Source organism: Reyranella sp., assembly GCF_052439685.1.
In the GTDB taxonomy this organism is placed as follows: Bacteria; Pseudomonadota; Alphaproteobacteria; order Reyranellales; family Reyranellaceae; genus Reyranella.
In genome coordinates, this window is sequence record NZ_JBQVQG010000006.1 from 77,476 (window position 1) to 97,961 (window position 20,486).

Consider the following 20,486-nt stretch of genomic DNA (forward strand, 5'->3'; position numbering starts at 1 on the left):
AGCATCCGGCCCGCCGCGCAGAGCACCGGCGAGACGCTCCACCTGCTCCCGGGTCACCTCCGACGAGGCCCCCGTGACGTCGACGATCTTCGCGTAACCTCGGATCTGCGGTGCCTTCAGCTTCTCGATGCACTCGACGATCTCGTCACCAGTTACCGGTCCCCGAGCTACAACCAAGATGACCCTGTCGAGGGCAATAACGTCCGTGTAAATCGGCATCCCAGCGCACCCCATCGCGCGCAGCCGGGGCCACGCGCATTACCTTATGTCAACTGGACCTGAGCAAAGCCCATGCCGCGCCCTGTTTCCGTCACCACCAGTAGATCCGAGAAGGGCCGCCCATCTTTCCACGAGCGACCGGGCCCAACCCAGCCCCGAACGAGCATCGCCAGGCTCGCGGCCCACACCAGGGGCGCTCTGACGCGGCAACTGGAGAAGCGTAGGCTTGATGTAACGTGACTTGCAAGAAAGATGCGGCTGGCACTCTTGTCGCGTAACGCCTCGCGCTCCCTCCCACACGCCGGGTGACCCAACAGATTTGGTGAGGCCGAACTGGTAGCTCAAATAACCCGTTTCGAGGAACACAACCGACTGATGGATCAGATGTTCATGGCGGTGATGCACCTTGACGACCCGCCGACGCTTGGAGAACGCCGAGTTGCGAAAACTCCACAATTGAAAAGTTAGAGAGGTAAGCGATGAGCGCGAGCAAGACCGAAAGAGGCGCTTCGCAGAGGCCTTCCCCTGGTGGGCAGAAGGTAGGCGAAATACGGCTGGGAGATGAAGGTCCAGATACACCGTGGCGCGGAGGAAGCTCGACGAGGTGGCTTGCCGGTCGGACTCAAGCACGATCCGTCGCAAGACCGTGGATCCATCAGTGTCCATATGCCAGGGGCGACGAAAGAGCAGGAGGATGCTGTCACCGCGTGGGCAGGGGCTGAACACAGCTCGACGTAGCGATCACCGCCACAGGAACGTGAACGGAACGGGACCGATATCTAAAGCAGCGATTGAGGGTGTCTAAAAGAGAAACCGCTATCTCGCGCGGCTCAGGTTTCCCTGCTTCACTTGCTGATTTGCTTGGGAAAGGCGAATGGTGCCCAGGGGCGGAGTCGAACCACCGACACTGCGATTTTCAGTCGCATGCTCTACCAACTGAGCTACCTGGGCACGTCGTTCGTTGGCGGCCGGGCTTATAGGACGAGCTAGCCCCGCTGTCCAGATGCGCCGCCACCCCTGTCTTCGAGTTCTTCCTCGCCGGGCGCCTCGTCGGTCGGCACGCGATAGCCTTCCTTCAGCCAGCGGCCGAGATCGATGTCGGCGCAGCGCTTGCGGCAGAACGGCTTGTATATCGGGTCCGCGGGCTTTCCGCAGGTCGGGCATTTCGGTTCGGTGCGCACGGCGCGCAGCGGCGGGGATCGGTCAGTCATCACTCTTTTCCAGCGCTTCGAGCTGGGCCGCCAGGGTCGGGCCGCGCCGGGCGCGGGTCAACTCGAAGAGGCCGAGCCGGGTGAAGCCGTAGATCTGGGTGGGCACCGTATCGCTTGCCAAATGCTCGGCCAGCACCGCCTGGACCTTGTCGCGGTCGTAGGCGCTGCGCATGTTGACGAAGTCGATCACCACCGCGCCGGCGATGTTGCGAAGCCTGAGCTGCTGGGCGATCGCCGGCGCCGCCTCGAGGTTGACGTCGACGGGCCGGCGCGGCGCCCGTCCCTGGCGGCCGCCCGCGCCGGCACTGTCGACGTCTACGGAGCACAGCGTTTCGCCCGGTTCGAACAGCACCTCGACACCGCTCTGCAGGGCGATGCGCGGCGCCAGCGCGGTGTCGATCTGGCCGGCGACGTCGTCGATGTCGAAAGCCGGCATCGTGCCGTTGTGCCAGCGGACGCGGATCTTCTCACCCAGCCGGTCCATCTTGTCCTGCAGCGTACGCGCCATCGCCCGGTCGTCGAGGATCACTTCCTCGAGGTCCGCGCCGTGATCGCGCAAGGCCCGCGCGATCGGGTCGCGCTCACCCGGGATGCGCGCCGACAGGTCGGCCGGCGGCTCGACGTCGAGGGCCAGGCGCCGGATCTTCTCCCAGCGGTCGAGTACGCGCGTGGCGTCGGCCTGCAGGACATCGGCCGTGGCGCCCGCGGCGGCGGTGCGCAGTACGATTCCGCCATCGAGCAGGCCCTCGACATGCCCGCGCAGACGGTCGCGTTCGGACTCTCCCTCGATACGGCGCGAGAAGGTCACGCCGGCGCCATTGGGATGGAAGACGAGATAACGGCCGCTGATGGCAATGTTCATCGACAGGCGCGGACCCTTTTCGCCCTCGCCGTCGTTGCGCACCTGCACGAGGACCGGTGCACCGAGCGGCGGCCAGCCATCGACGCCCGAAAGGTCCTCGGCCCGCAGGAAGCCCGCGCGATCAATGCCGATGTCGACGAAGGCGGCATCGAGATCGGCCATCACACGTTCCAGGCGGCCGAGGAAGATACTCTCGACCCTCGACGGCTTGTCGCGGCGCACGACCTGCAGTTCCACCAAGCGACCCTGGCTCACCAAGGCCATCAGGAACGCCTTGGGAAGTACGTGGCAGACGAGCCGATCGACGCGGCTCATGCCCGGGAGGCCTTCAGGAGCGTTACGGTTTCGAACAGCGGCAATCCGACGACGTTGCTGTAGGAGCCGGAGAGGAATGCGACGAAGGCGGCCGCCCGGCCCTGGATGGCGTAGCCTCCCGCCTTGCCCTGCCATTCGCCGCTGGCGACATAGTCATCGATCTCGCCGGACTCGAGGCGCTTGAAGCGCACGATGGTCTCGACGAGTCGCGTACCGACCCGGCCGTCGGGAGCGGCCACGGCGATGCCGCCCAGCACGCGATGGCGGCGGCCTGAGAGTTTGGCGAGGCACGATCGGGCCTCGGCTTCGCTTTCCGCCTTCGGCAGGATGCGGCGACCGCAGACGACGACACTGTCGGCCGCCAGAACGAGGGCGCCGGCATGGCGCTGCTGCACGACGGCGAGCTTCGCCCGCGCCATGCGCAGCGCATAGGCACGCGCCAACTCACCCGTCCCGGGCGTCTCGTCGATGTCGGCAGGGTCGATCGTCGCAGGCTCGTATCCAACCTGTCGCAACAGGTCGAGCCGTCGCGGAGACGCGGAGGCCAGTACGAGCGGGGGGATCGTCGAGGCGCGCAACGCCTACTTGAAGCGGAAGGTGATGCGGCCCTTGGTCAGGTCATAAGGCGTCATCTCGACGGTGACGCGGTCGCCTGCCAGAACGCGGATGCGGTTCTTGCGCATCTTGCCCGAGGTATGGGCGAGAATGACGTGGTCGTTGTCGAGCTTCACCCGGAACATCGCATTGGGGAGCAACTCGGCCACGACGCCCGTAAATTCGATCAAGTCTTCTTTGGCCATCCGGCCTCCGGCTGGGGTGATTTTCTGGGAAAGCGGCCGGAAAATGGGCCGCAGGAGGGGGTAAGTCAATGGCGGCGCGGGCAACGGCCGGGATGGCCGGCCTTCTCACCGAAGCCCGCCTCCCTTATACAGGGCGCGGCTGCGGACGCCCGGGGAAGAAGGACCAGCAAAAAGATGAACTCAACGTGCATGTCAGGCCTAGTGGCCGCCCTGCTGCTGACGCCGGCGCTCGCATTCGCCCAGGCGTCGCCCGCTCCCGCGGCACCGCCCAACGCCATCACCCATCCCGCCCAGAAGACGATCGGCAAGCCGGCGAAGCGGCAATATTCGTCGGCGCTGATCGTCATCAATGCCCGCGGTGCCAAGCTCGACGGCCAGAAGCTGGTCCTCGACGGCGTGTTGCCGACGGCGACCCTGTTCACCAGCCGGCCGAAGCGCTCGGTCGGTCACATGGTGACGCCCGACATGGCCGACATCTGGCGCACCGGCAGCTTCGCCAAGGATCCGCCGAACGCCACGGTCTCCGTCTTCAACAAGGACGGCGGGAACGTTTCCGACGCCGTGGTGACCTTGAAGACCGCCAAACTCGAGGGCGAGAAGCTCACCTTCGACGTCGACGTGCTGGAGGGCAGCCTGGGCACCGCCAACGGTCCGGCCTCGGTTTTCATCGACACGATCTGGTTCGGCATCGGCTCGCACGGCGCCCAGTACTACGGCCAGAGCCAGACGACCGGTGGAGAGACGCCGGCGATCGGCGATCCGGACGGCACCAGCACCTTCAGCGGCTGGTCCAACCCGTCGCCGACGGAACCGGTCAACCGGCAGTGGAACGGTGGCGGCTCCAATAGCGGCGCCGGTGCGCCGCCGCCGCCCGACATCGATCCGCGCTACCAGCAGCGCTACAACGCGCCGACCTGCGGCAAGCCGCCCCTCCTGCCCTGCTACTGAGCCGCACGGTGACCATCATGCATTCCATCCGACTCTCCCTTGCCTTCGCGACTGCCGTCGCAACGCTCGGCCTTGCCTTCAGCGCCACCGCGCAGACCCAGCCGGCCACACCTGCCACTTCCTCGGTGCAGGGTCTGCCCAAGGTGGTCGGTGCGGCGCGCCATCCGCGCCTCATTCCCTCGATGTTCGTGCTCAACGCCCGCGGCGCCAAGCTGCAGGACAACAAGCTGGTCCTCGAAGGCATCGCGCCCAGCGTCATCGTGTTCGCCGACCGCCCGGTACGCTCGGCGGGGCACGCGATGCTCGCGCACGTGCTCGAGGAATGGACGGCGAAGGCGCCGAACTCCTTCGCCAAGGATCCTCCCAATGCCACGGTCTCGGTGTTGAACAAGGCGAAGGCCAGCGTCGTGGATGCCGTCGTCACGCTGAAGTCGCCGAAGCTCGAAGGCGACAAACTGACCTTTGACGTCGAGGTGCTCGAGGGCGACCTCGCGGGCGCCGACGGTGGCGCCTCGGTATTCATGGACCTGATCAACCTGCCCGTGCCGCGTCACAGCTCGCATCGCGCAGCCTGGTACGCAGGTTCCGAAAGCACGCGCTGACATCGTCCTTACAGGCGCTCGTGCAAGGCGGGAGGCTCGCCTGCATGCACGGGCGCGCTGCCGCCACAATCGATCCATAATCCGGTCCGGAAATGATCCCGGGCGAAGGCGCTCCAGTGTGGCAGCGCTTCGCACCCGAGGAGAGACATCATGAACCGGACATTGCTTGCATTCTCACTGGTCAGCGCCGCGGTCCTCGCGACGAATGCAGTCCAGGCGCAAGGCATGCCCACCGGTCGCGAGCCCGGTACCGAGCCCAACAAGGTCTTCACGCCCACGACGGCGCCCAACTGGACGCCGACCGCCGAGGGCGCCATAGCGCGACAGCAGATACACGATGCGGGCTACAACGGCGTCACCATGCTGTTGCGCAACAAGGATGGAAGCTGGCAGGGCCAGGCCCTCAAGGGCGACACCTACTACCTGATCACGCTCGACCCGGCGGGCCACGTCACGCAGCGTTAGGCAGAGGCGGTCAGACCGAGGGCGTGATCGGTGTCCCGAAGCGCGCCTTCAGTCTGGCCAAGACCTGATCGCGGGTGTGACGGTAGGCATCGAGCCGCGTCTCCCGCGATCCCTCCACCGCGCTGGGGTCGGGCATCGGCCAATACTCGACCTCGGTCGCCGTTCCCCGCGTGAACTCCAGCGCGCTGTGATGCGCTTCCGGCGACAGCGTGACGATCAACTCGAACGACGCGGCATCCACGTCATCAAAGGTCTTGGCATGGTGGCGGTGGACGTCGATGTCGATCTCGTCGAGCGCGGCGACTGCGAACCCATCGACGTCGCTCGCACGCACGCCCACCGAATCGATGTATACCGTCTGCCCGTAGAGACGCTTGGCCAGCGCCTCGGCCATCGGCGACCGGACCGAATTCTCGCTGCAGGCGAAGAGCAGGCTGGACGGCAGTCCGATCATCGCCCCTGCCCGCTCACGATTTGATATGCAGGGCGCAGATCAGCGTGAACAGCCGCCGGGCCGTGTCGTGGTCGACCTCGATCTTTCCCTCAAGTCGCTCGCGCAGCAACTCCGACCCCTCATCGTGCAGGCCGCGCCGCCCCATGTCGAGCGCCTCGATCTGCGACGGGCCGAGCTTCTTGATCGCGGCGTAGTAGCTCTCGCAGATCAGGAAGTAGTCCTTCACGACCTTGCGGAACGGCGTCAGCGACAGGACGATGTCGCGCAGCTTCTCATCGGCCTCGTTGCGCACGTCGAACACCAGGCGCTGTTCGAAGATGCCGATGCGCAGCCGATACGGGCCGGACTGGCCGCCGACGAGACGGAAATCGTTCTCCTCGATCAGGTCGAACAGCGCGACGGCCCGCTCATGCTCGACTTCGGGCGTCCGGCGGGCGACCGATTCTTCATCCAGTACGACGTCGACGATGCGCCGCGTCCTGTCGGTCGTCGCGGTCGGCATGGCTAGCGGCCCAGCCGGAGCGAAACCGAACGGCCATGGGCGCCGAGCCCTTCGGCCTCGGCGAGCGCCACCGCGGACGGGCCGAGCGCCGCCAGCGACTGCGGCGTACAGCTGACCAGCGACGTCCGCTTCAGGAAGTCCGCCACACCCAGACCGCCGGAGAAGCGCGCGGCGCGCGAGGTCGGCAACACGTGGTTGGTGCCGGCGACATAGTCGCCGATTGCCTCAGGCGTGTGGCGGCCGAGGAAGATCGCGCCAGCATGACGGATCTTCTGCGACAGAGCCTCGGCCTCCGCGATTTCCATCGCCAGTTCGACATGCTCGGCGGCGATCGCGTCGACGATGGGCGAAGCGACCGAGAAATCCGGCACCAGGATCACGGCGCCGTTGTCGCGCCAGCTCGCCGCGGCGATTGCGGCGCGCGCCAGCGTCTTCAGCTCAGCCTCGACGGAGCGCATGACGGCGTCGGCGAAGGCCGCATCGTCGGCGATCAGAACCGACTGCGAGGACGGATCGTGCTCGGCCTGGGACAGAAGGTCGGCGGCGATCCACCTTGGGTCGTTGTGACGGTCGGCGACCACGAGGATTTCGGAGGGGCCGGCGATGAGATCGATGCCGACCTGCCCGAACACGCGGCGCTTGGCTGCGGCGACGTAGGCGTTTCCCGGCCCGGTGATCTTGTCGACCGGCCGGATTGATTCCGTGCCATAGGCCAGCGCCGCCACCGCCTGCGCCCCACCGATGCGCCAGATCTCGTCGGCACCGGCGATTGCGGCCGCCAGCATGACCAGGGGATTGAGCGTGCCGCCCGGCGTCGGCACCACCATCACGATGCGGCCAACGCCCGCGACCTTGGCCGGCACGATGTTCATCAGCACCGACGACGGGTACGCCGCCGTGCCGCCCGGAACGTAGACGCCAGCCGCATCCACCGGACGGTAGCGCGCGCCGAGCCGCGTACCCGTGGCGTCGGTGAAGTCGACATCCTTCGGCATCAGCGCGCGATGGAACGCCTCGATGCGCCGAGCCGCAAAGGCCAGCGCCTCGCGCTGCGCCTCCGGCACCTGCGCCGCCGCCGCGTCGCGCTCGGCCTCGGAAACGCGCATGTTGGCCGCCGTGATACCGGCCCAGTCGAACTTCGCCGTGTAGTCGACGACGGCCGCATCGCCGCGGGCGCGCACGTCGGCCACGATACCGGCCGCCACGCGGTCGACATTCTCGTCGGTATCCCGATTGCGCCCGAGGAAGTCCGAAAATTCCTTTTCGAAGCCCGGCGCCGAAGCGTCGAGCCTAAGCGGCACGGGGCACTCCGCGGGCGACATCGCGGAAACGGTCGATCCAGTGGCCGACCCGCTCGGGCCGTGTCTTGAGGGCAGCACGGTTCACGATGAAGCGCGAGGTGATATCGGCGATGTGCTCGATCTCGACCAGCCCGTTCTCCTTCAGGGTGCGGCCGGAATCGACGAGATCGACGATGCGGTGGCTGAGGCCGAGCGACGGCGCGAGCTCCATCGCACCCGACAGCTTGACGCATTCCGCCTGCACACCGCGCGCGGCGAAGTGCCGGCGCGTTACCTCGGGATATTTCGTGGCGATACGGACATGGCTCCAGCGTCGCGGATCGTCGTTGCCCGCCATCTCGACCGGCTCGGCAACAGCCAGGCGGCATTTGCCGATGCCGAGATCGATCGGGGCGTAGATCTCGGGATAGTCGAACTCCATCAGCACGTCCGCACCGGCGATGCCGAGATGGGCGGCGCCGAAGGCCACGAAGGTCGCTACGTCGAACGAGCGCACGCGGATGATGTCGAGGTCCGGATGGTTGGTCGTGAAGCGGAGCTGGCGGGCATCCGGATCGGCGAAGGCCGCCTCCGGTTCGATGCCCGCGCGGGCGAAGACGGGGGCCGCTTCCTTGAGGATACGGCCCTTGGGCAGCGCCAGGATGAGTTTCTCGTTAGCGTCGCTCGACACGACATGTCTCCAGTAACGAATGCCCGCCCCTGATCGGAGCCGGAAAGGCTATTCGACCGGGTGGGCGGGCTTCCAAGGGGTGGGCCAAGGCTCACCGACATCCCCCAAATGGCATGCGAGCCGGCCGATTTCCAGCCGGATAGCCCGGCCGGCCGAAAAGCGCAGAAGGACTGAATGCTCGTTTTCCAGCACCACCGCGAGCAGTTCAAGCATCCGATCGGGCTCGGCCGTGGGGATGTCATGGTGCCGCACGGCCGTGACCTCATTGAAAACGAGGGCAGAGTGGGTCCTTGTATGGCCTATCCCCTGCCCCGGATCGGCTTCCCACCGAAACCGGTTGAGCAGCAGGACGAACCGGCTTTCCTCCTTGAGGTAGGCGCAGTCGCGGACCGCCACCAGTGCGTCTTGAACGGCGGCGGAGATAATCGCCAGGTCGTCGGTATCGAGCGCGGACAGTTTCAGCTTGGCCGTCATGGATCTAGCCCTTCAGCCGCTCGATATCGGCGCCACAGGCGCTGAGCTTCTCCTCCAGCCGCTCGAAACCGCGATCCAGGTGGTAGACGCGATGCAGCATCGTGTCGCCCTCGGCCGACAGGGCCGCGATCGCCAGCGACACCGAGGCGCGCAGGTCTGTGGCCATGACCTCGGCGCCCCGCAGTTTCGGCACACCCCGCACCAGCGCCGACTGATGGTGGATGGTGACGTTGGCGCCCATGCGCGCCAGTTCCGGCACGTGCATGAAGCGGCTCTCGAAGATCGTCTCGGTGATCATCGAGGCGCCCTCGGCCCGCGTCATCAAAGCCATCATCTGGGCCTGGAGATCGGTCGGGAAGCCCGGGAACGGCTCGGTCATCACGTCGACACCGTGCAGGGCGCCGTTGGTCCGGTGCACGCGCATGCCGTTCTCGGTGTCCTCGAGCGTGACGCCGGCGGCGCGCAGGCTGGCCGCCACGGTGTCGATCAGGTCGACCCGGCCACCGATCAATTCGACGTCGCCCGCCGTCATGGCGACGGCCATTGCATAGGTGCCGGTCTCGATGCGATCGGGGATGACCGAATGCTCGATGGCGTTGAACGAGGTCACGCCCTCGATGGTGAGCGTCTCGGTGCCGATGCCGCCCACCGGGACGCCCATGGCCGACAGGCATTCGGCGAGGTTGGCGATCTCCGGCTCGCGCGCGGCATTGTCCAGCACGGTCGTGCCCTTGGCGAGCGCCGCCGCGATCATCAGGTTCTCCGTGGCACCCACCGACACTTTCGGGAAGGTGTAGCGCGCGCCCTTGAGGCCCTTGGGCGCCCGCGCGACCATGTAGCCGCCGTCGATGTCGATGTCCGCACCCATCGCCCGCAGGCCGGCGATGTGGAGGTCCACCGGTCGGGCACCGATGGCACAGCCGCCCGGCAACGAGACCTTGGCCTGCCCCTCGCGCGCCAGCAGCACACCCAGCACCAGCATCGACGCGCGCATCTTGCGCACGATGTCATAGGGCGCGGTGGTCGAGGTGATCTTCGACGCCTTCAGCACCATGGTCGTGCCGTGGCTGTGGCCGTTTTCGCCGGCGGTGGCCTCGATCTCCACCCCGTGCTGGCGCAGCAACTGCATCATGGTCGTGATGTCTGCCAGGCGCGGCACGTTGTGCAGCGTGAGCGGCTGGTCGCTCAGCATCGATGCCACCATCAGCGGCAGGGCCGCGTTCTTGGCGCCGGAGATACGGATCTGGCCCTTGAGCTGGCGGCCGCCCCTGATGCGAATTCTGTCCATGGTCGCCTCCGCTCAGATTTTCGGCAGGGTGACGCCGCGCTGGCCCTGATACTTGCCGGCCTTGTCGCGATAGGAAACCTCGCAGGGCTCATTGCCCTGGAGGAAGAGGAACTGGCAGGCGCCCTCGTTGGCGTAGATCCTCGCGGGCAGCGGCGTCGTGTTGGAAAACTCCAGGGTCACGTGCCCCTCCCATTCCGGCTCAAGTGGCGTCACGTTCACGATGATGCCGCACCGCGCATAGGTCGACTTGCCAACGCAGATCACCAGAACGTCACGGGGAATGCGGAAATACTCGACCGTCCGCGCCAGCGCGAAGGAATTCGGCGGGATGACGCAGACTTCGGTATTGCGGTCCACGAAGCTCTGCTGGTCGAAGTTCTTGGGATCGACCACCGAGGAATTGACGTTGGTGAAGATCTTGAAGTCGGTGCCGACACGGGCGTCATAGCCGTACGATGACAGGCCGTAGGAGATGACGCCTTCGCGCTTCTGCGCGTCGACGAAGGGCTCGATCATGCCCTTCTCCTGCGCCATGCGGCGAATCCAGCGGTCCGAGAGAATGCTCATTGGGGCGCTTCTAAACGAGGGAGGGGGTCGGCTCAACCGCCGGTCTTGCCGGTGGTCGGATCACCCTGTCCCGGACCCGACGGTTTCGGGACCTCCCCCTTGGCGCGCGCCTGCGCCTTGCGCCGCTTCAGGTTCTCGCGCAGCGCGGCGGCCAGCCGGTCTGCGCGTTCGTCCTTCTCCGGGACCTGTTTCGAGGGGGCGGTCATCGGAAGAAGGATACACTATTGCGGGGCGGCCGGGGCAGTCCCGTCTGCCGCCCCGGTCGACTGTCCGGTCCGGTGGTCAGTCGCCCGCCGCCGGCGCCTCGATGGGCTCGCCGGCACCGCGCTTTTTCGAGTGGTCCGCCGCCAGCATCACGTAGACGGCCGGCACCACGAACAGAGTGAACAACGTGCCCACCGTCAGGCCGCTGGCGATCACCAGGCCCATCGAGAAGCGCGACAGGGCGCCGGCGCCGGTGGCCACGATCAGCGGCACGACGCCGAGCACCATCGCAGCCGTGGTCATCAGGATGGGTCGCAGTCGGATGCCAGCAGCCTCCTGGATGGCCTCGCGGCGCGACTTGCCAGCCTCCTGCAGCTCGTTCGCGACCTCGACGATCAGGATGCCGTGTTTGCTGATCAGGCCCATCAGGGTGACCAGGCCGACCTGGGTGTAGATGTTCAGGGTCGCCCCCGGCATGCCGATCGTGCTGAGCGCCATCAGGAAGATGAGCGCGCCCGCGATCGACATCGGCACCGAGAAGAGGATGATCAGCGGATCGCGGAAGCTCTCGAACAGCGCCGCGAGCGACAGGTAGATGATGATCAGCGCGAAGCCGAAGGTGACGATGAAGCCGCCGCTCTCCTGCACGTACTGGCGCGACGCACCACCATAGTCGATCGAGTAGCCCTGGGGCAGTGTGCGCTGCGCCAGCTCCTTGAGCGTCTGCAGCGCTTCGGCCTGCGAGACCCCGGGGAAGGCGACGCCCTGGATGGTGGCGCTGTTGAGCTGCTGGAAGTGGTTGAGCGACTGCGGAATCGCCTTGGTGACGATCGACGCGACGGTCGACAGCGGCACCGTCGTACCGTCGCCGGCCTTGATGTGATAGTCGAGGATCTGGTCGATGTTCTGCCGCGAGGACTGCTGGACCTGCGGGATCACCTTGTAGGACCGGCCGTCGAGCGCGAAGTAGTTGACGTAACCGCCGCCCAGCATCGAGCCCAGGGCGCCGCCGATGTCGCTCATCTGCAGGCCGAGAGCAGAGGCCTTGTCGCGATCGATCACGACCGTGGCCTGAGGCGCATCGATCTTGAGGTCGGTGTTGAGGAAGATGAACCGGCCGGTGGCGAGCGCATCCTGCAGGAACTTCTGCGCCACGTCGTTCAGTGCCTCGAAGCCGCCCGTCGTGTTGATCACGAACTGGATCGGCAGGCCGGTCGAGCCGGGCAACGGCGGCGGCTGGAAGGCCACGACCTGCGCGCCGGCAATACCCGCCAGCTCCTGCTGCACGATCGGCTGCAGCTGGTTGGAGGTCATCGTGCGCTTGTCCCACGGCTTCAGCACGTAGCCCGCGATCGACTGGCCGGGCACGTCGAGCTGGAAGATGTGGTCCGTCTCCGGATGGCTGGCACCGATCTTGTAGACCTCGCGCGAATAGATCTGGCGCTGGTCGATTGTCGAATTGGGCGCCGAGGTCGCGAAGCCGATGATGATGCCCTGATCCTCCTGCGGCGCCAGCTCGCTGCTGGTGGCCGAGTAGAGGAAGTAGATGCTGCCGAGCACCAGCACGGCGAAAGTCGCCGTCACCGGCAGGTAGTTCAGGCTGCCCGTCAGCCAGCGGGCGTAGCCGCGCCGCAGGCGGTCGAACACGTTGTCGATGCCGCGGATCATGCGGGCTTCCAGGCCGCGGTCGCCGTGACCGTGGGGCTTCAGCATCCGCGAGCACATCATGGGCGAGAGGGTCAGCGCCACCACAGCCGAGATGGTGACGGCGCCCACCAGGGTGAAGGCGAACTCGGTGAACAGCGCGCCCGTCAGGCCGCTCTGGAAGCCGATCGGCACATAGACGGCGATCAGCACCACGGTCATGGCGATGATCGGCCCGCCCAGCTCGCGCGCCGCCTGGATCGCGGCTGGGAACGGCTTCTGCCCTTCCTCGAGATGGCGGTTCACGTTCTCGACCACGATGATGGCGTCGTCGACCACCAGGCCGATCGCCAGCACCAGCGCGAGAAGGGTCAGCAGATTGATGGAGAAGCCGAAGGCCGCCATCATGGCAAAGGTGCCGATCAGCGACAGCGGAATGGCGATCACCGGGATGATCACCGACCGCACCGATCCCAGAAAGGCGAAGACCACGAGGGTCACGATCACCAGCGCCTCGAGCAGGGTGTGGATCACCTCGTCGATCGAGCTATTCACGAATTCCGTCGAATCGTAGATGATCTGCCCGTTCAGCCCCTGCGGCAGCTGCGCCTGGATCGACGGAAAGACATCCTTCACGCCCTTGATCACGTCGAGCAGGTTGGCGGCCGGCGCGACCTGGATGCCGATGTAGACCGCCTTCTGGCCATCGAAGCTCACTTCCGATTCGTAATCGTCGGACCCCAGCGTCACGTTGGCGACGTCGCTGAGGCGGACGATCGCCCCCTTGTCCTGTTTCAGCACGAGGTTGCGGAACTCATTTAGCGAGGTCAGCGCGGTCGAAGCCTTGAGGGTGACCTGCACCATCTGCCCCTTGGTCGTGCCGAGGCCCGCGATGTAGTCGTTCGCCGTCAATGCCAGTCCAACATCGGCCGCGGTCAGGCCGTACGCGGCGAGCTTCTGCGGATCGAGCCAGGCGCGCAGCGCGAAATTCTTGGCGCCCAGCAACTCGGCCGTCTGCACGCCCTCGACCGCCTGCAGCCTCGGTTGAACGACGCGCACCAGGTAGTCGGTGATCTGGTTGGGCGCCAGTTCCTTACTGTTGAAGCCGATATACATCGCGTCGATCGTCTGACCGACCTTCACCGTCAGCACCGGCTGCTGCGTCCCGGCGGGTAGCCGGTTCAGAACCGAACTCACCTTGGTGTTGATCTCCGTCAGCGCCTTGCTCGAATCGTAGTTGAGCCGCAGGTAGACGGTGATGGTGCTGACGCCGCTCTGGCTGGTCGAGGTCATGTAGTCGATGCCGTTGGCCTGGGCGACGGCCTGCTCGAGCGGCGTGGTGATGAAGCCGGCGATGACGTCGGGATCGGCGCCGTAGTAAGTCGTCGTGATCGTGACGACGGCATTCTCAGTGCGCGGATACTGCAACACCGGCAGGGCGCTGATGGCGCGCAGGCCGACGACCAGGATAAGCAGGCTCACTACGCTCGCCAGCACCGGGCGGCGGATGAAGATGTCGGTAAACTTCATGGGACGATGTCCTGCGGGTTGGCTATTTATCGACGATCTTCGGCGCGGGGTCGTTGGTCGGCACCGCCCGGTTGTCGACGACCACCGGCACCCCGTTGCGCAGCTTGATCTGCCCCGAGGTGACCACCGTGTCGCCCTCGGAAACGCCCTTCAGGATCGCCACCTGGTCGCCGCGCGTGGCGCCCGTGGTGACGAAGACCTGCCGGGCGGTCAGCTCTGGCTTGGCATCGGCGCCCTTGCCCTTGTCGTCGACGATGTAGACCAGCGAGCCGTAAGGATTGTAGCTCACCGCCGTCTGCGGCAGCGTGACCAGGCGCTGCGCCGCGCCGGTGTCCAGCTCGACCGCGGCGAACATGCCGGGCATCAGCTTCTGGTCGGCGTTCGGCAAGGTGGCACGCACCTGCACGTTGCGGCTACCCGTCTCGATCTTCGGGTTGATGGCGGTGATCTTCCCCTCGAAGGTGCGTCCGGGAAAGGCGTCGATCTTCGCCCTCACCTTGTCGCCCACGGCGATCTGCGCCACGGCCTGCTGGGGCAGCAGGAAGTCGACGAAAATGGGATCCATCGACTGCAGGGTGGCGATCATGGTGCCAGCCGCGAGGAACTGGCCGAGATCGACCTGGCGCAGGCCGAGCTTGCCGGCGAACGGCGCCCGCAGCGTCTTCTTGTCGAGGATCGCCTTCTGGACGGCGACCTGCGCTCGCGCGTTGCGCAGGTTGGCTTCGTCATTGTCAACGATTGCCTGGCTGATCGCCTGCGCCTTGAGCTGCTTCACGTCGCGGTCGTAAGTGATCTGCGCGAGCTGTGCCGTCGCCTCCAGCGACTGTAGCCGAGCCTCCTCGTCTTCCTTGCGCAGGGTCAGCAGGACCTGCCCCGCCTTCACCTCGTCGCCCGACTGGAAGGTGATCGTCTCGACGACGCCCGGCACCTCGAGCGACAGCTCCGCGCCGCGGACGGCGCGCAGGCTGCCGACTGCGTCGATCTTGGGTTGCCAGTCGCTCGTCTCGGCCTTCGTGGCCGAGACGGTCTGGGGCATGTTGGCCATGCCAGCCATGGCTTCCTTGATCTTGCCGTTGACGAAGGTCTTGAAGCCGAACAACCCGCCGAGCACTGCGCCGACGAGAATGAGCATGATGAGCATTCGCTTGATCATCGTATGCCTCTTGAGCTGATCTGGGTCAGTTGAACTTGAAGAGAGACGGTCGGTCAGTGACCGGCGCGCGGAAGCTTGATGTCCTGGACGGGCGGCAGCGCAAAGCGTGTCGGCTTGCCCATCGATTTCGGATCGACGTCAGTGCGGTTCCACCAGCCGCCGCCCAGCGCCTGGAACAGCGCCGCCGTATCGGAGTAGCGTGCGGCTTGTGCCCGCAGCCGGTTGATGACGGCGGTCTGATAGGTCTGCTGAGCGTTGAGCAGGATGAGATAGTTCACGGCGCCCAACTGGTACTGCTGCTCGGAGAGCCTGAGGCTCGCCGCCGCAGTCTGCTCGGCAGCGACCTGGGCGCGCAGCGTATCGGCATCGTACTGCACGGCGCGCAGAGCGTTGGCCACATCCTGGAAGGCCGACAGGACGACGCCGCGATATTGCGCGGCCGCGCGCTCGTAGGCAGCGATCGCGGCCTGACGCTGATGGTCGAGCCTGCCGCCATCGAACACGGTCTGCGCGATGCCGAGGCCGACGCTCCACACGCCAGAGCCCGGCACGATCAGCGAACTGATCCCGCCCGAGGCGAACCCCAGCAGGCCGGTGATGGTGAACTGCGGCATCTGGTTGGCGACCGCGACCCCGATATCGGCGCTGGCGCCGCGCAGCTGCGCTTCAGCGGCCTTCACGTCAGGCCGCTGCTCGACCAGACTCGAGGGCAGGCTGAGCGGCAGTTCCTGCGGCAGCTTGAGCTTGGCGAGGTCGAAGCTCTCGCCGCGATCCTGGTCAGGCGAGCGACCGACCAGCCGCATCAGCTGATTGCGCTGTTGGGCGAGCTGCTTCTGCAGCGGCGGCAAGGTCGCCTGGGTCTGCGTGAGGGCCGCCTCCTGAGCCAGCACGTCGGCGCGCGAGGCGCCACCCAGGTCGAACTGCCGGCGCACCACCGTCAGCGAATTGTTGAGGATGTTGATGATGTCCTGCGTCGCCTTGATCTGGGCCTGCAGCGAGGCGAGGTTGATCGCCGCGACGACGACGTTCGAGGAAAGCGTGAGATACGTCGCCTCGAGCTGGAAGCGCTGGTTCTCCGCCGCCGCCTCGCGTGATTCGACCTGGCGCCGCACACCACCGAACACGTCCGGGGAATAGGAGATGTTGAGCGAGGCGGCGGTGACGCCGAACATGGCGGCCGAGCCCACCTGACCCTGTGAGGCCGGAGAGGCGAGCTGCTGCTGGCCCGAACCGTTGGCGCTCAGGCTCGGAAACAGGCTGCCCTGCTGGGCGAAGTAGAGTTCCCGCGCCTGTCGCAGCGCCGCTTGGGCGGCGTCGACGTCGGGATTGGCCCTCAGCGATTCACGAACCAGGGTGTCGAGCTGCGGCGACTGGAACAGTGCCCACCATTCGCCGGGAATGTCCTGCTCCGGCACGAACGTCTGCGCCGCGCCGCCGGGACTGGCCGCGGAAGTCGTCTGCAGGGCCAACGGCTCGGGCGTGTAGCCGGTCGATGTCGGCTTGGCCGGCTTCACGAAATCAGGACCTGCGGTGCAGCCGGCAAGGAGCAGGGCCGTAAAGGCCATCAGAAAGGGCGACCGCCTGTGCATGTTGTTACTCGCGACTCTATTTTTCGGGCGTTGCCGCGCGGCAGATGGCAAGCGTCTGCTCGCGCACGATCTGCTTCATCAACTGGACGTTTTCGCCCTCGAGGCCGACCGCCTTCAGGATCGGCCGCTTATGGTTGTTGCAGAAGATGACGACCTGCCCGATCAGCGCCATGGTGCGCATCGTCATCTCTGGATCGGCTTCCGACTTTCCGTGGATACGGGCAAAGAGAGCGAGGCAGGGATTGAACACCTGCTGCATGCCGTTTTCGTGCATCCGGTCGAGGCCCGGCGTCTCCTCCACCTCGGCTCGCGCGAAAATGAGCCGGCGGCTCTCGACCTGCGGGCCGCTCGTCACCACCGTCACGAACGCTTCGAGCGTCTGGCAGAGGAGTTCGGTGAACTCGGGCGGTGTGGTGCGCGGATCATCGAGCGCGATGCGGACGCGCGGCAACACCCCGGACATGTGCCGTTCCGTGTCGGCAATGATGTCCTCGATGATCGCGCGGTAAAGCCCTTCCTTGTTGCCAAAATAGTACTGAATGGCCGGCAGGTTCACGCCCGCGCCCTCGGCGATCTGCCGGGTACTCGCGCCCTCATAGCCGTGGGCGGCGAACAGATCGAGCGCAGCTTCGAGAATGCGCCGACGGGTATCTTCGCCCCTGGCCTGGGTGGCGGGTCGCCCGCGGGTCGGGGACCCGGCTTGTGTCTCGATCATGGTCACCTGGGAAACGCTAACGCGATCCTTTTATTGTCAGGTGATATACTATGTCAATCGATAGATATCTTACGCGACTCATGCAAATTACACGCATTAGCTTTCGATGCGCAGCACCACGCTCGCCTTACTGGTGATTGTCTGATGAACGATGCAGCGCGCTCGCATCGGCTATCCCGATGCTGCGACGAAGCTAAGGAGCGAGCGTCTCCGCCAGCGACTTCGGCACGCGGACCGGCATGTCCAGCAGCATCTGGGCGAAGGCCTTGGCCAGAGGATCGGCCTTGAGCGAGGCCATGCCACCGCCGCCCAGCGCCTTGCGCAGCAGAAAGTTGAACCCCTTGATGCCCGGCAGCCGCCAGCGCGTGACCGGTCCCTCGATGCGATGGGCGAAATACTTCGCGACCGCCTCTTCCGTCACCTCGGCATCGAGGATGGGTTCATACTCCGGCTGGCGCGCAAAGATGCCGATATTGGCATTGTCGCCCTTGTCGCCGGAGCGACCGTAAGCAAGCGAGATCAGCGGCACGGTCGTGGTGCCGCCTGGCGGCAGCGGCGATGCGGCCGGCGCTTCGACCGGAAGATGAGCTGTGGTGAAGCCGCCGCTCAGCGCGCCTTCCTGCATCGCGATCTGATGGCCGCCGACGTCGACCGTGACCGGCACCATCGACTTCGGCACCAGGCAGGAGAACATGCGGATGACCGGCGACGGCGAGACGCGCCCGGCGCCGAAGCTGCCGGTCATGCCGACCACGCCGCCGGTCGACATCGGCGAGATCTCACGGCCAAGAAGCGACAGCGCCTCTTTCTGATCGTGCTTTGCGGCGATCTTCACCACGACCTCGCGCACGTCGGGCACACGGCCGTGCGGGCCATAGGTTGCCTCGCTGCCGATCACCTCGATGCTGACGTCGCGATAGTCAGCCATTCCCCTCTCCGCGAACAGGCGGCGCGTTTTCTTGATGATCGACTCCGCGCTGTGGCGGCCCTTGGCCACCGCCTCGCGGCCGCCCATCATGAAGATCGAGGTGAACTTGTAGCCGTCGGGCCAGGTCGTCGAGACCTTGTAGGTGTCGGTGGGCGGACGTCCCCGGGCGCCGCTCACCCGCACCCGGTTCTCGGCAACCTGCTCGTAGGTTGCCTGCGTGAAGTCGCACACGACGTCCGGCACCATGTAGGCGCGCGGATCGCCGATCTCGTAGAGCATCTGTTCGGCGACCGTCGCCGTCGTGATCAGACCTCCGGTATCGTCGGGCTTGGAAAGCACGAAACTGCCGTCGCTCGACACCTCGGCGATCGGAAAACCCATATTGTCGTAATCCGGCACCAGCCGCCAATCGGTGAAGTTGCCGCCGTTGCACTGGGCGCCGCATTCGATGATGTGGCCGCACAGCGTGCCGGCGGCGAGACGATCGAACTCCTCCGGCGTCCAGGAAAAGGCGTGGATCAAGGCGCCCAGCGTCACGGCCGAATCCACACAGCGGCCGGTGATGACGACGTCGGCGCCCTCGGCCAGCGCCCGCGCGATCGGGAAGCCGCCGAGATAGGCGTTCATGCTCGTGATCTTCGACGGCAACTCGCCGCCCGTATCCATCTCGCGGATGCCGGCGGCGCGGAATTCTTCGACGCGCGGCAGGATGTCGTCGCCCAGGACGACCGCCACCTTGAGCGTCACGCCGGCGGCCTCACACGCCTTGAGCACGGCGTCGCGGCACGCCAGCGGATTGACGCCGCCGGCATTGGTCACGACCTTGATCTTCTTCTCGGCGATCTCGCGCGCCAGCGGCGCCATGACGACCGACACGAAGTCGACGGCATAACCCGCCTGCGGGTTGCGCAGCTTCTGCGCCGCCATGATCGACATGGTGACCTCGGCAAGATAGTCGCTCACCAGATAGTCGACGTTGCCGTGCCGCACGAGCTGGACTGCGGCGGTCTCGGTGTCGCCCCAGAAGCCCGAATGGCAGCCGATGCGGACTGTCTTTGACATGCTCAACCCTCCGGCTGGATCCCCGCCTCTCGCGCGAGCTTCGTCCATTTCTCGATTTCGGCCTTCTGGAAGGCCAGCAGGTCCTCCGGCGAGCCGAGTTTCAGGATCACGTTGAAGTCGCGCATGCGCTGCTGCATCTCGGGCTTGGAATATTCCTCCCGGATGATCGCGTTCACCCTGTCGATGATCGGGCGCGGTGTCCTGGCCGGCGCGAACATGGCGTACCAGCCGTCGAGGTCGAATTCGATGCCCTGCTCGCGCAGGGTCTTGAGGTTGGGCAGGTTGGGCGAGCGCTCCGAGGAGATCGACACGATCGGCTTCACCCGCCCCGATTTGATGTGCGGCAGCACGGTGCCCATGTCGGCGACCATGTATTGCAGCGTGCCGCTCAGAACGTCGTTCAGCGCCGGCGGCACGCTCTTGTAGGGCACCTGCACGGCGTCGAAGCCAAGCAGGCGCTTGAGCGTTTCCTCGGCCACCACGCCGGTGCTGTTGCCAGTGCCGTAGGAAAGCTTGCCCGGGTTGGCCTTGGCGTAGGCCACCAGCTCCTGGATGGTGTCGAAGGGCGCGCCCGGATGGGCGACGACACAGAATGGCACCAGGCCGACGAGCCCGATCGCCTCGAAATCCCTCACCTGGTCGTAAGGCATGTTCTTCACCAGCGCCGCGGCCGCCGCGTGGGAAGTGTTCGAGGTGAACATCAGCGTGTGCCCGTCGGGCGCGGCACGCGCCACGGCGGCGCCGGCGATCGTGCCGTTGGCGCCCGGCTTGTTATCGATCGTCACCGGCTGGCCGACCTTCGCGGAAAGCTTCTCGGCGAAGATGCGCGCCATCGTGTCGGTGCCGCTGCCGGCGGCGAACAGGATCACGATACTGATCGGCCTGGTCGGCCACGCGGCCTGCGCCAGCGCGGCGGTCGACACGGTCTGTCCCAACGCGGCCACGGCCGCGGACGACACGAGGAACTGACGGCGGTCGATCAT

At 66.1% G+C, this 20,486-nt stretch carries 22 protein-coding genes and 1 tRNA gene; 3 read left to right on the forward strand and 20 right to left on the reverse strand.

Annotated elements, in window-relative coordinates; genetic code table 11:
• The 6 genes from ACT6UX_RS10290 to infA all read right to left on the reverse strand — a co-directional run.
• A partial coding sequence (locus ACT6UX_RS10290; RefSeq protein ID WP_444775060.1) for a hypothetical protein occupies positions 1-219 on the reverse strand: 219 nt, incomplete at its 3' end.
• A gap of 875 nt (positions 220-1,094) precedes the next feature.
• A tRNA-Phe gene (locus ACT6UX_RS10295) sits at positions 1,095-1,170 on the reverse strand.
• A gap of 35 nt (positions 1,171-1,205) precedes the next feature.
• The gene (locus ACT6UX_RS10300) at positions 1,206-1,430 is read right to left on the reverse strand and encodes a DNA gyrase inhibitor YacG (protein ID WP_444775061.1); all 225 of its coding nucleotides are present in this window, start codon (positions 1,428-1,430) and stop codon (positions 1,206-1,208) included.
• On the reverse strand, positions 1,423-2,607 hold the full coding sequence (locus tag ACT6UX_RS10305; protein WP_444775062.1) for a ribonuclease E/G: 1,185 nt from the start codon (positions 2,605-2,607) through the stop codon (positions 1,423-1,425). The genes ACT6UX_RS10300 and ACT6UX_RS10305 overlap by 8 nt, the downstream gene beginning before the upstream one ends.
• The gene (locus ACT6UX_RS10310; RefSeq protein WP_444775063.1) at positions 2,604-3,185 is read right to left on the reverse strand and encodes a Maf family protein; all 582 of its coding nucleotides are present in this window, start codon (positions 3,183-3,185) and stop codon (positions 2,604-2,606) included. Before ACT6UX_RS10310 ends, ACT6UX_RS10305 begins: the two co-directional genes overlap by 4 nt.
• Before the next feature lie 3 nt (positions 3,186-3,188).
• Positions 3,189-3,407, reverse strand: a complete 219-nt coding sequence (gene infA / locus ACT6UX_RS10315) for a translation initiation factor IF-1 (protein WP_295137458.1) — start codon at positions 3,405-3,407, stop codon at positions 3,189-3,191.
• Positions 3,408-3,596: 189 nt separating this feature from the next.
• Here infA and ACT6UX_RS10320 point away from each other — a divergent pair, with 189 nt between their 5' ends.
• The 3 genes from ACT6UX_RS10320 (at position 3,597) to ACT6UX_RS10330 (ending at position 5,422) form a co-directional block, all read left to right on the forward strand.
• A complete protein-coding gene (locus tag ACT6UX_RS10320) occupies positions 3,597-4,355 on the forward strand; it encodes a hypothetical protein (RefSeq protein ID WP_444775064.1) in 759 nt (252 codons plus the stop codon).
• A 17-nt stretch (positions 4,356-4,372) separates the two neighbouring features.
• The gene (locus tag ACT6UX_RS10325) at positions 4,373-4,957 is read left to right on the forward strand and encodes a hypothetical protein (protein WP_444775065.1); all 585 of its coding nucleotides are present in this window, start codon (positions 4,373-4,375) and stop codon (positions 4,955-4,957) included.
• Positions 4,958-5,107: 150 nt separating this feature from the next.
• Entirely contained in the window at positions 5,108-5,422 is a 315-nt protein-coding gene (locus ACT6UX_RS10330) for a hypothetical protein (RefSeq protein ID WP_444775066.1), read from the forward strand.
• Positions 5,423-5,432: 10 nt separating this feature from the next.
• On the opposite strand, the gene ACT6UX_RS10335 is transcribed toward ACT6UX_RS10330, so the two are convergent.
• From ACT6UX_RS10335 to ACT6UX_RS10400, 14 genes are all read right to left on the reverse strand, one after another.
• The gene (locus tag ACT6UX_RS10335; protein WP_444775067.1) at positions 5,433-5,876 is read right to left on the reverse strand and encodes an arsenate-mycothiol transferase ArsC; all 444 of its coding nucleotides are present in this window, start codon (positions 5,874-5,876) and stop codon (positions 5,433-5,435) included.
• Between the two features lie 13 nt (positions 5,877-5,889).
• Positions 5,890-6,378, reverse strand: coding sequence for a UPF0262 family protein (locus tag ACT6UX_RS10340; protein WP_444775068.1), 489 nt, complete (start codon positions 6,376-6,378; stop codon positions 5,890-5,892).
• Positions 6,379-6,380: 2 nt separating this feature from the next.
• The gene (gene hisD / locus ACT6UX_RS10345; protein WP_444775069.1) at positions 6,381-7,679 is read right to left on the reverse strand and encodes a histidinol dehydrogenase; all 1,299 of its coding nucleotides are present in this window, start codon (positions 7,677-7,679) and stop codon (positions 6,381-6,383) included.
• Positions 7,669-8,349: an ATP phosphoribosyltransferase gene (gene hisG / locus ACT6UX_RS10350; RefSeq protein ID WP_444775070.1), complete on the reverse strand. Its 681-nt coding sequence runs from the start codon at positions 8,347-8,349 to the stop codon at positions 7,669-7,671. Before hisG ends, hisD begins: the two co-directional genes overlap by 11 nt.
• A 48-nt stretch (positions 8,350-8,397) precedes the next feature.
• Positions 8,398-8,823, reverse strand: a complete 426-nt coding sequence (locus tag ACT6UX_RS10355; RefSeq protein ID WP_444775071.1) for a DUF2948 family protein — start codon at positions 8,821-8,823, stop codon at positions 8,398-8,400.
• A gap of 4 nt (positions 8,824-8,827) precedes the next feature.
• The gene (gene murA, locus ACT6UX_RS10360; protein ID WP_444775072.1) at positions 8,828-10,111 is read right to left on the reverse strand and encodes a UDP-N-acetylglucosamine 1-carboxyvinyltransferase; all 1,284 of its coding nucleotides are present in this window, start codon (positions 10,109-10,111) and stop codon (positions 8,828-8,830) included.
• A gap of 12 nt (positions 10,112-10,123) precedes the next feature.
• Positions 10,124-10,678, reverse strand: coding sequence for a dCTP deaminase (gene dcd, locus ACT6UX_RS10365; protein ID WP_444775073.1), 555 nt, complete (start codon positions 10,676-10,678; stop codon positions 10,124-10,126).
• 32 nt (positions 10,679-10,710) lie between these two features.
• On the reverse strand, positions 10,711-10,884 hold the full coding sequence (locus tag ACT6UX_RS10370; RefSeq protein ID WP_444775074.1) for a hypothetical protein: 174 nt from the start codon (positions 10,882-10,884) through the stop codon (positions 10,711-10,713).
• Positions 10,885-10,960: 76 nt separating this feature from the next.
• The gene (locus ACT6UX_RS10375) at positions 10,961-14,056 is read right to left on the reverse strand and encodes an efflux RND transporter permease subunit (RefSeq protein WP_444775075.1); all 3,096 of its coding nucleotides are present in this window, start codon (positions 14,054-14,056) and stop codon (positions 10,961-10,963) included.
• 22 nt (positions 14,057-14,078) lie between these two features.
• The gene (locus ACT6UX_RS10380; RefSeq protein WP_444775076.1) at positions 14,079-15,209 is read right to left on the reverse strand and encodes an efflux RND transporter periplasmic adaptor subunit; all 1,131 of its coding nucleotides are present in this window, start codon (positions 15,207-15,209) and stop codon (positions 14,079-14,081) included.
• A gap of 53 nt (positions 15,210-15,262) precedes the next feature.
• On the reverse strand, positions 15,263-16,774 hold the full coding sequence (locus ACT6UX_RS10385) for an efflux transporter outer membrane subunit (RefSeq protein WP_444775077.1): 1,512 nt from the start codon (positions 16,772-16,774) through the stop codon (positions 15,263-15,265).
• A gap of 40 nt (positions 16,775-16,814) precedes the next feature.
• On the reverse strand, positions 16,815-17,513 hold the full coding sequence (locus tag ACT6UX_RS10390) for a CerR family C-terminal domain-containing protein (RefSeq protein WP_444775078.1): 699 nt from the start codon (positions 17,511-17,513) through the stop codon (positions 16,815-16,817).
• Positions 17,514-17,706: 193 nt separating this feature from the next.
• Positions 17,707-19,503, reverse strand: coding sequence for an acyclic terpene utilization AtuA family protein (locus ACT6UX_RS10395; RefSeq protein WP_444775079.1), 1,797 nt, complete (start codon positions 19,501-19,503; stop codon positions 17,707-17,709).
• Positions 19,504-19,505: 2 nt separating this feature from the next.
• Positions 19,506-20,486, reverse strand: coding sequence for a Bug family tripartite tricarboxylate transporter substrate binding protein (locus ACT6UX_RS10400; RefSeq protein WP_444775080.1), 981 nt, complete (start codon positions 20,484-20,486; stop codon positions 19,506-19,508).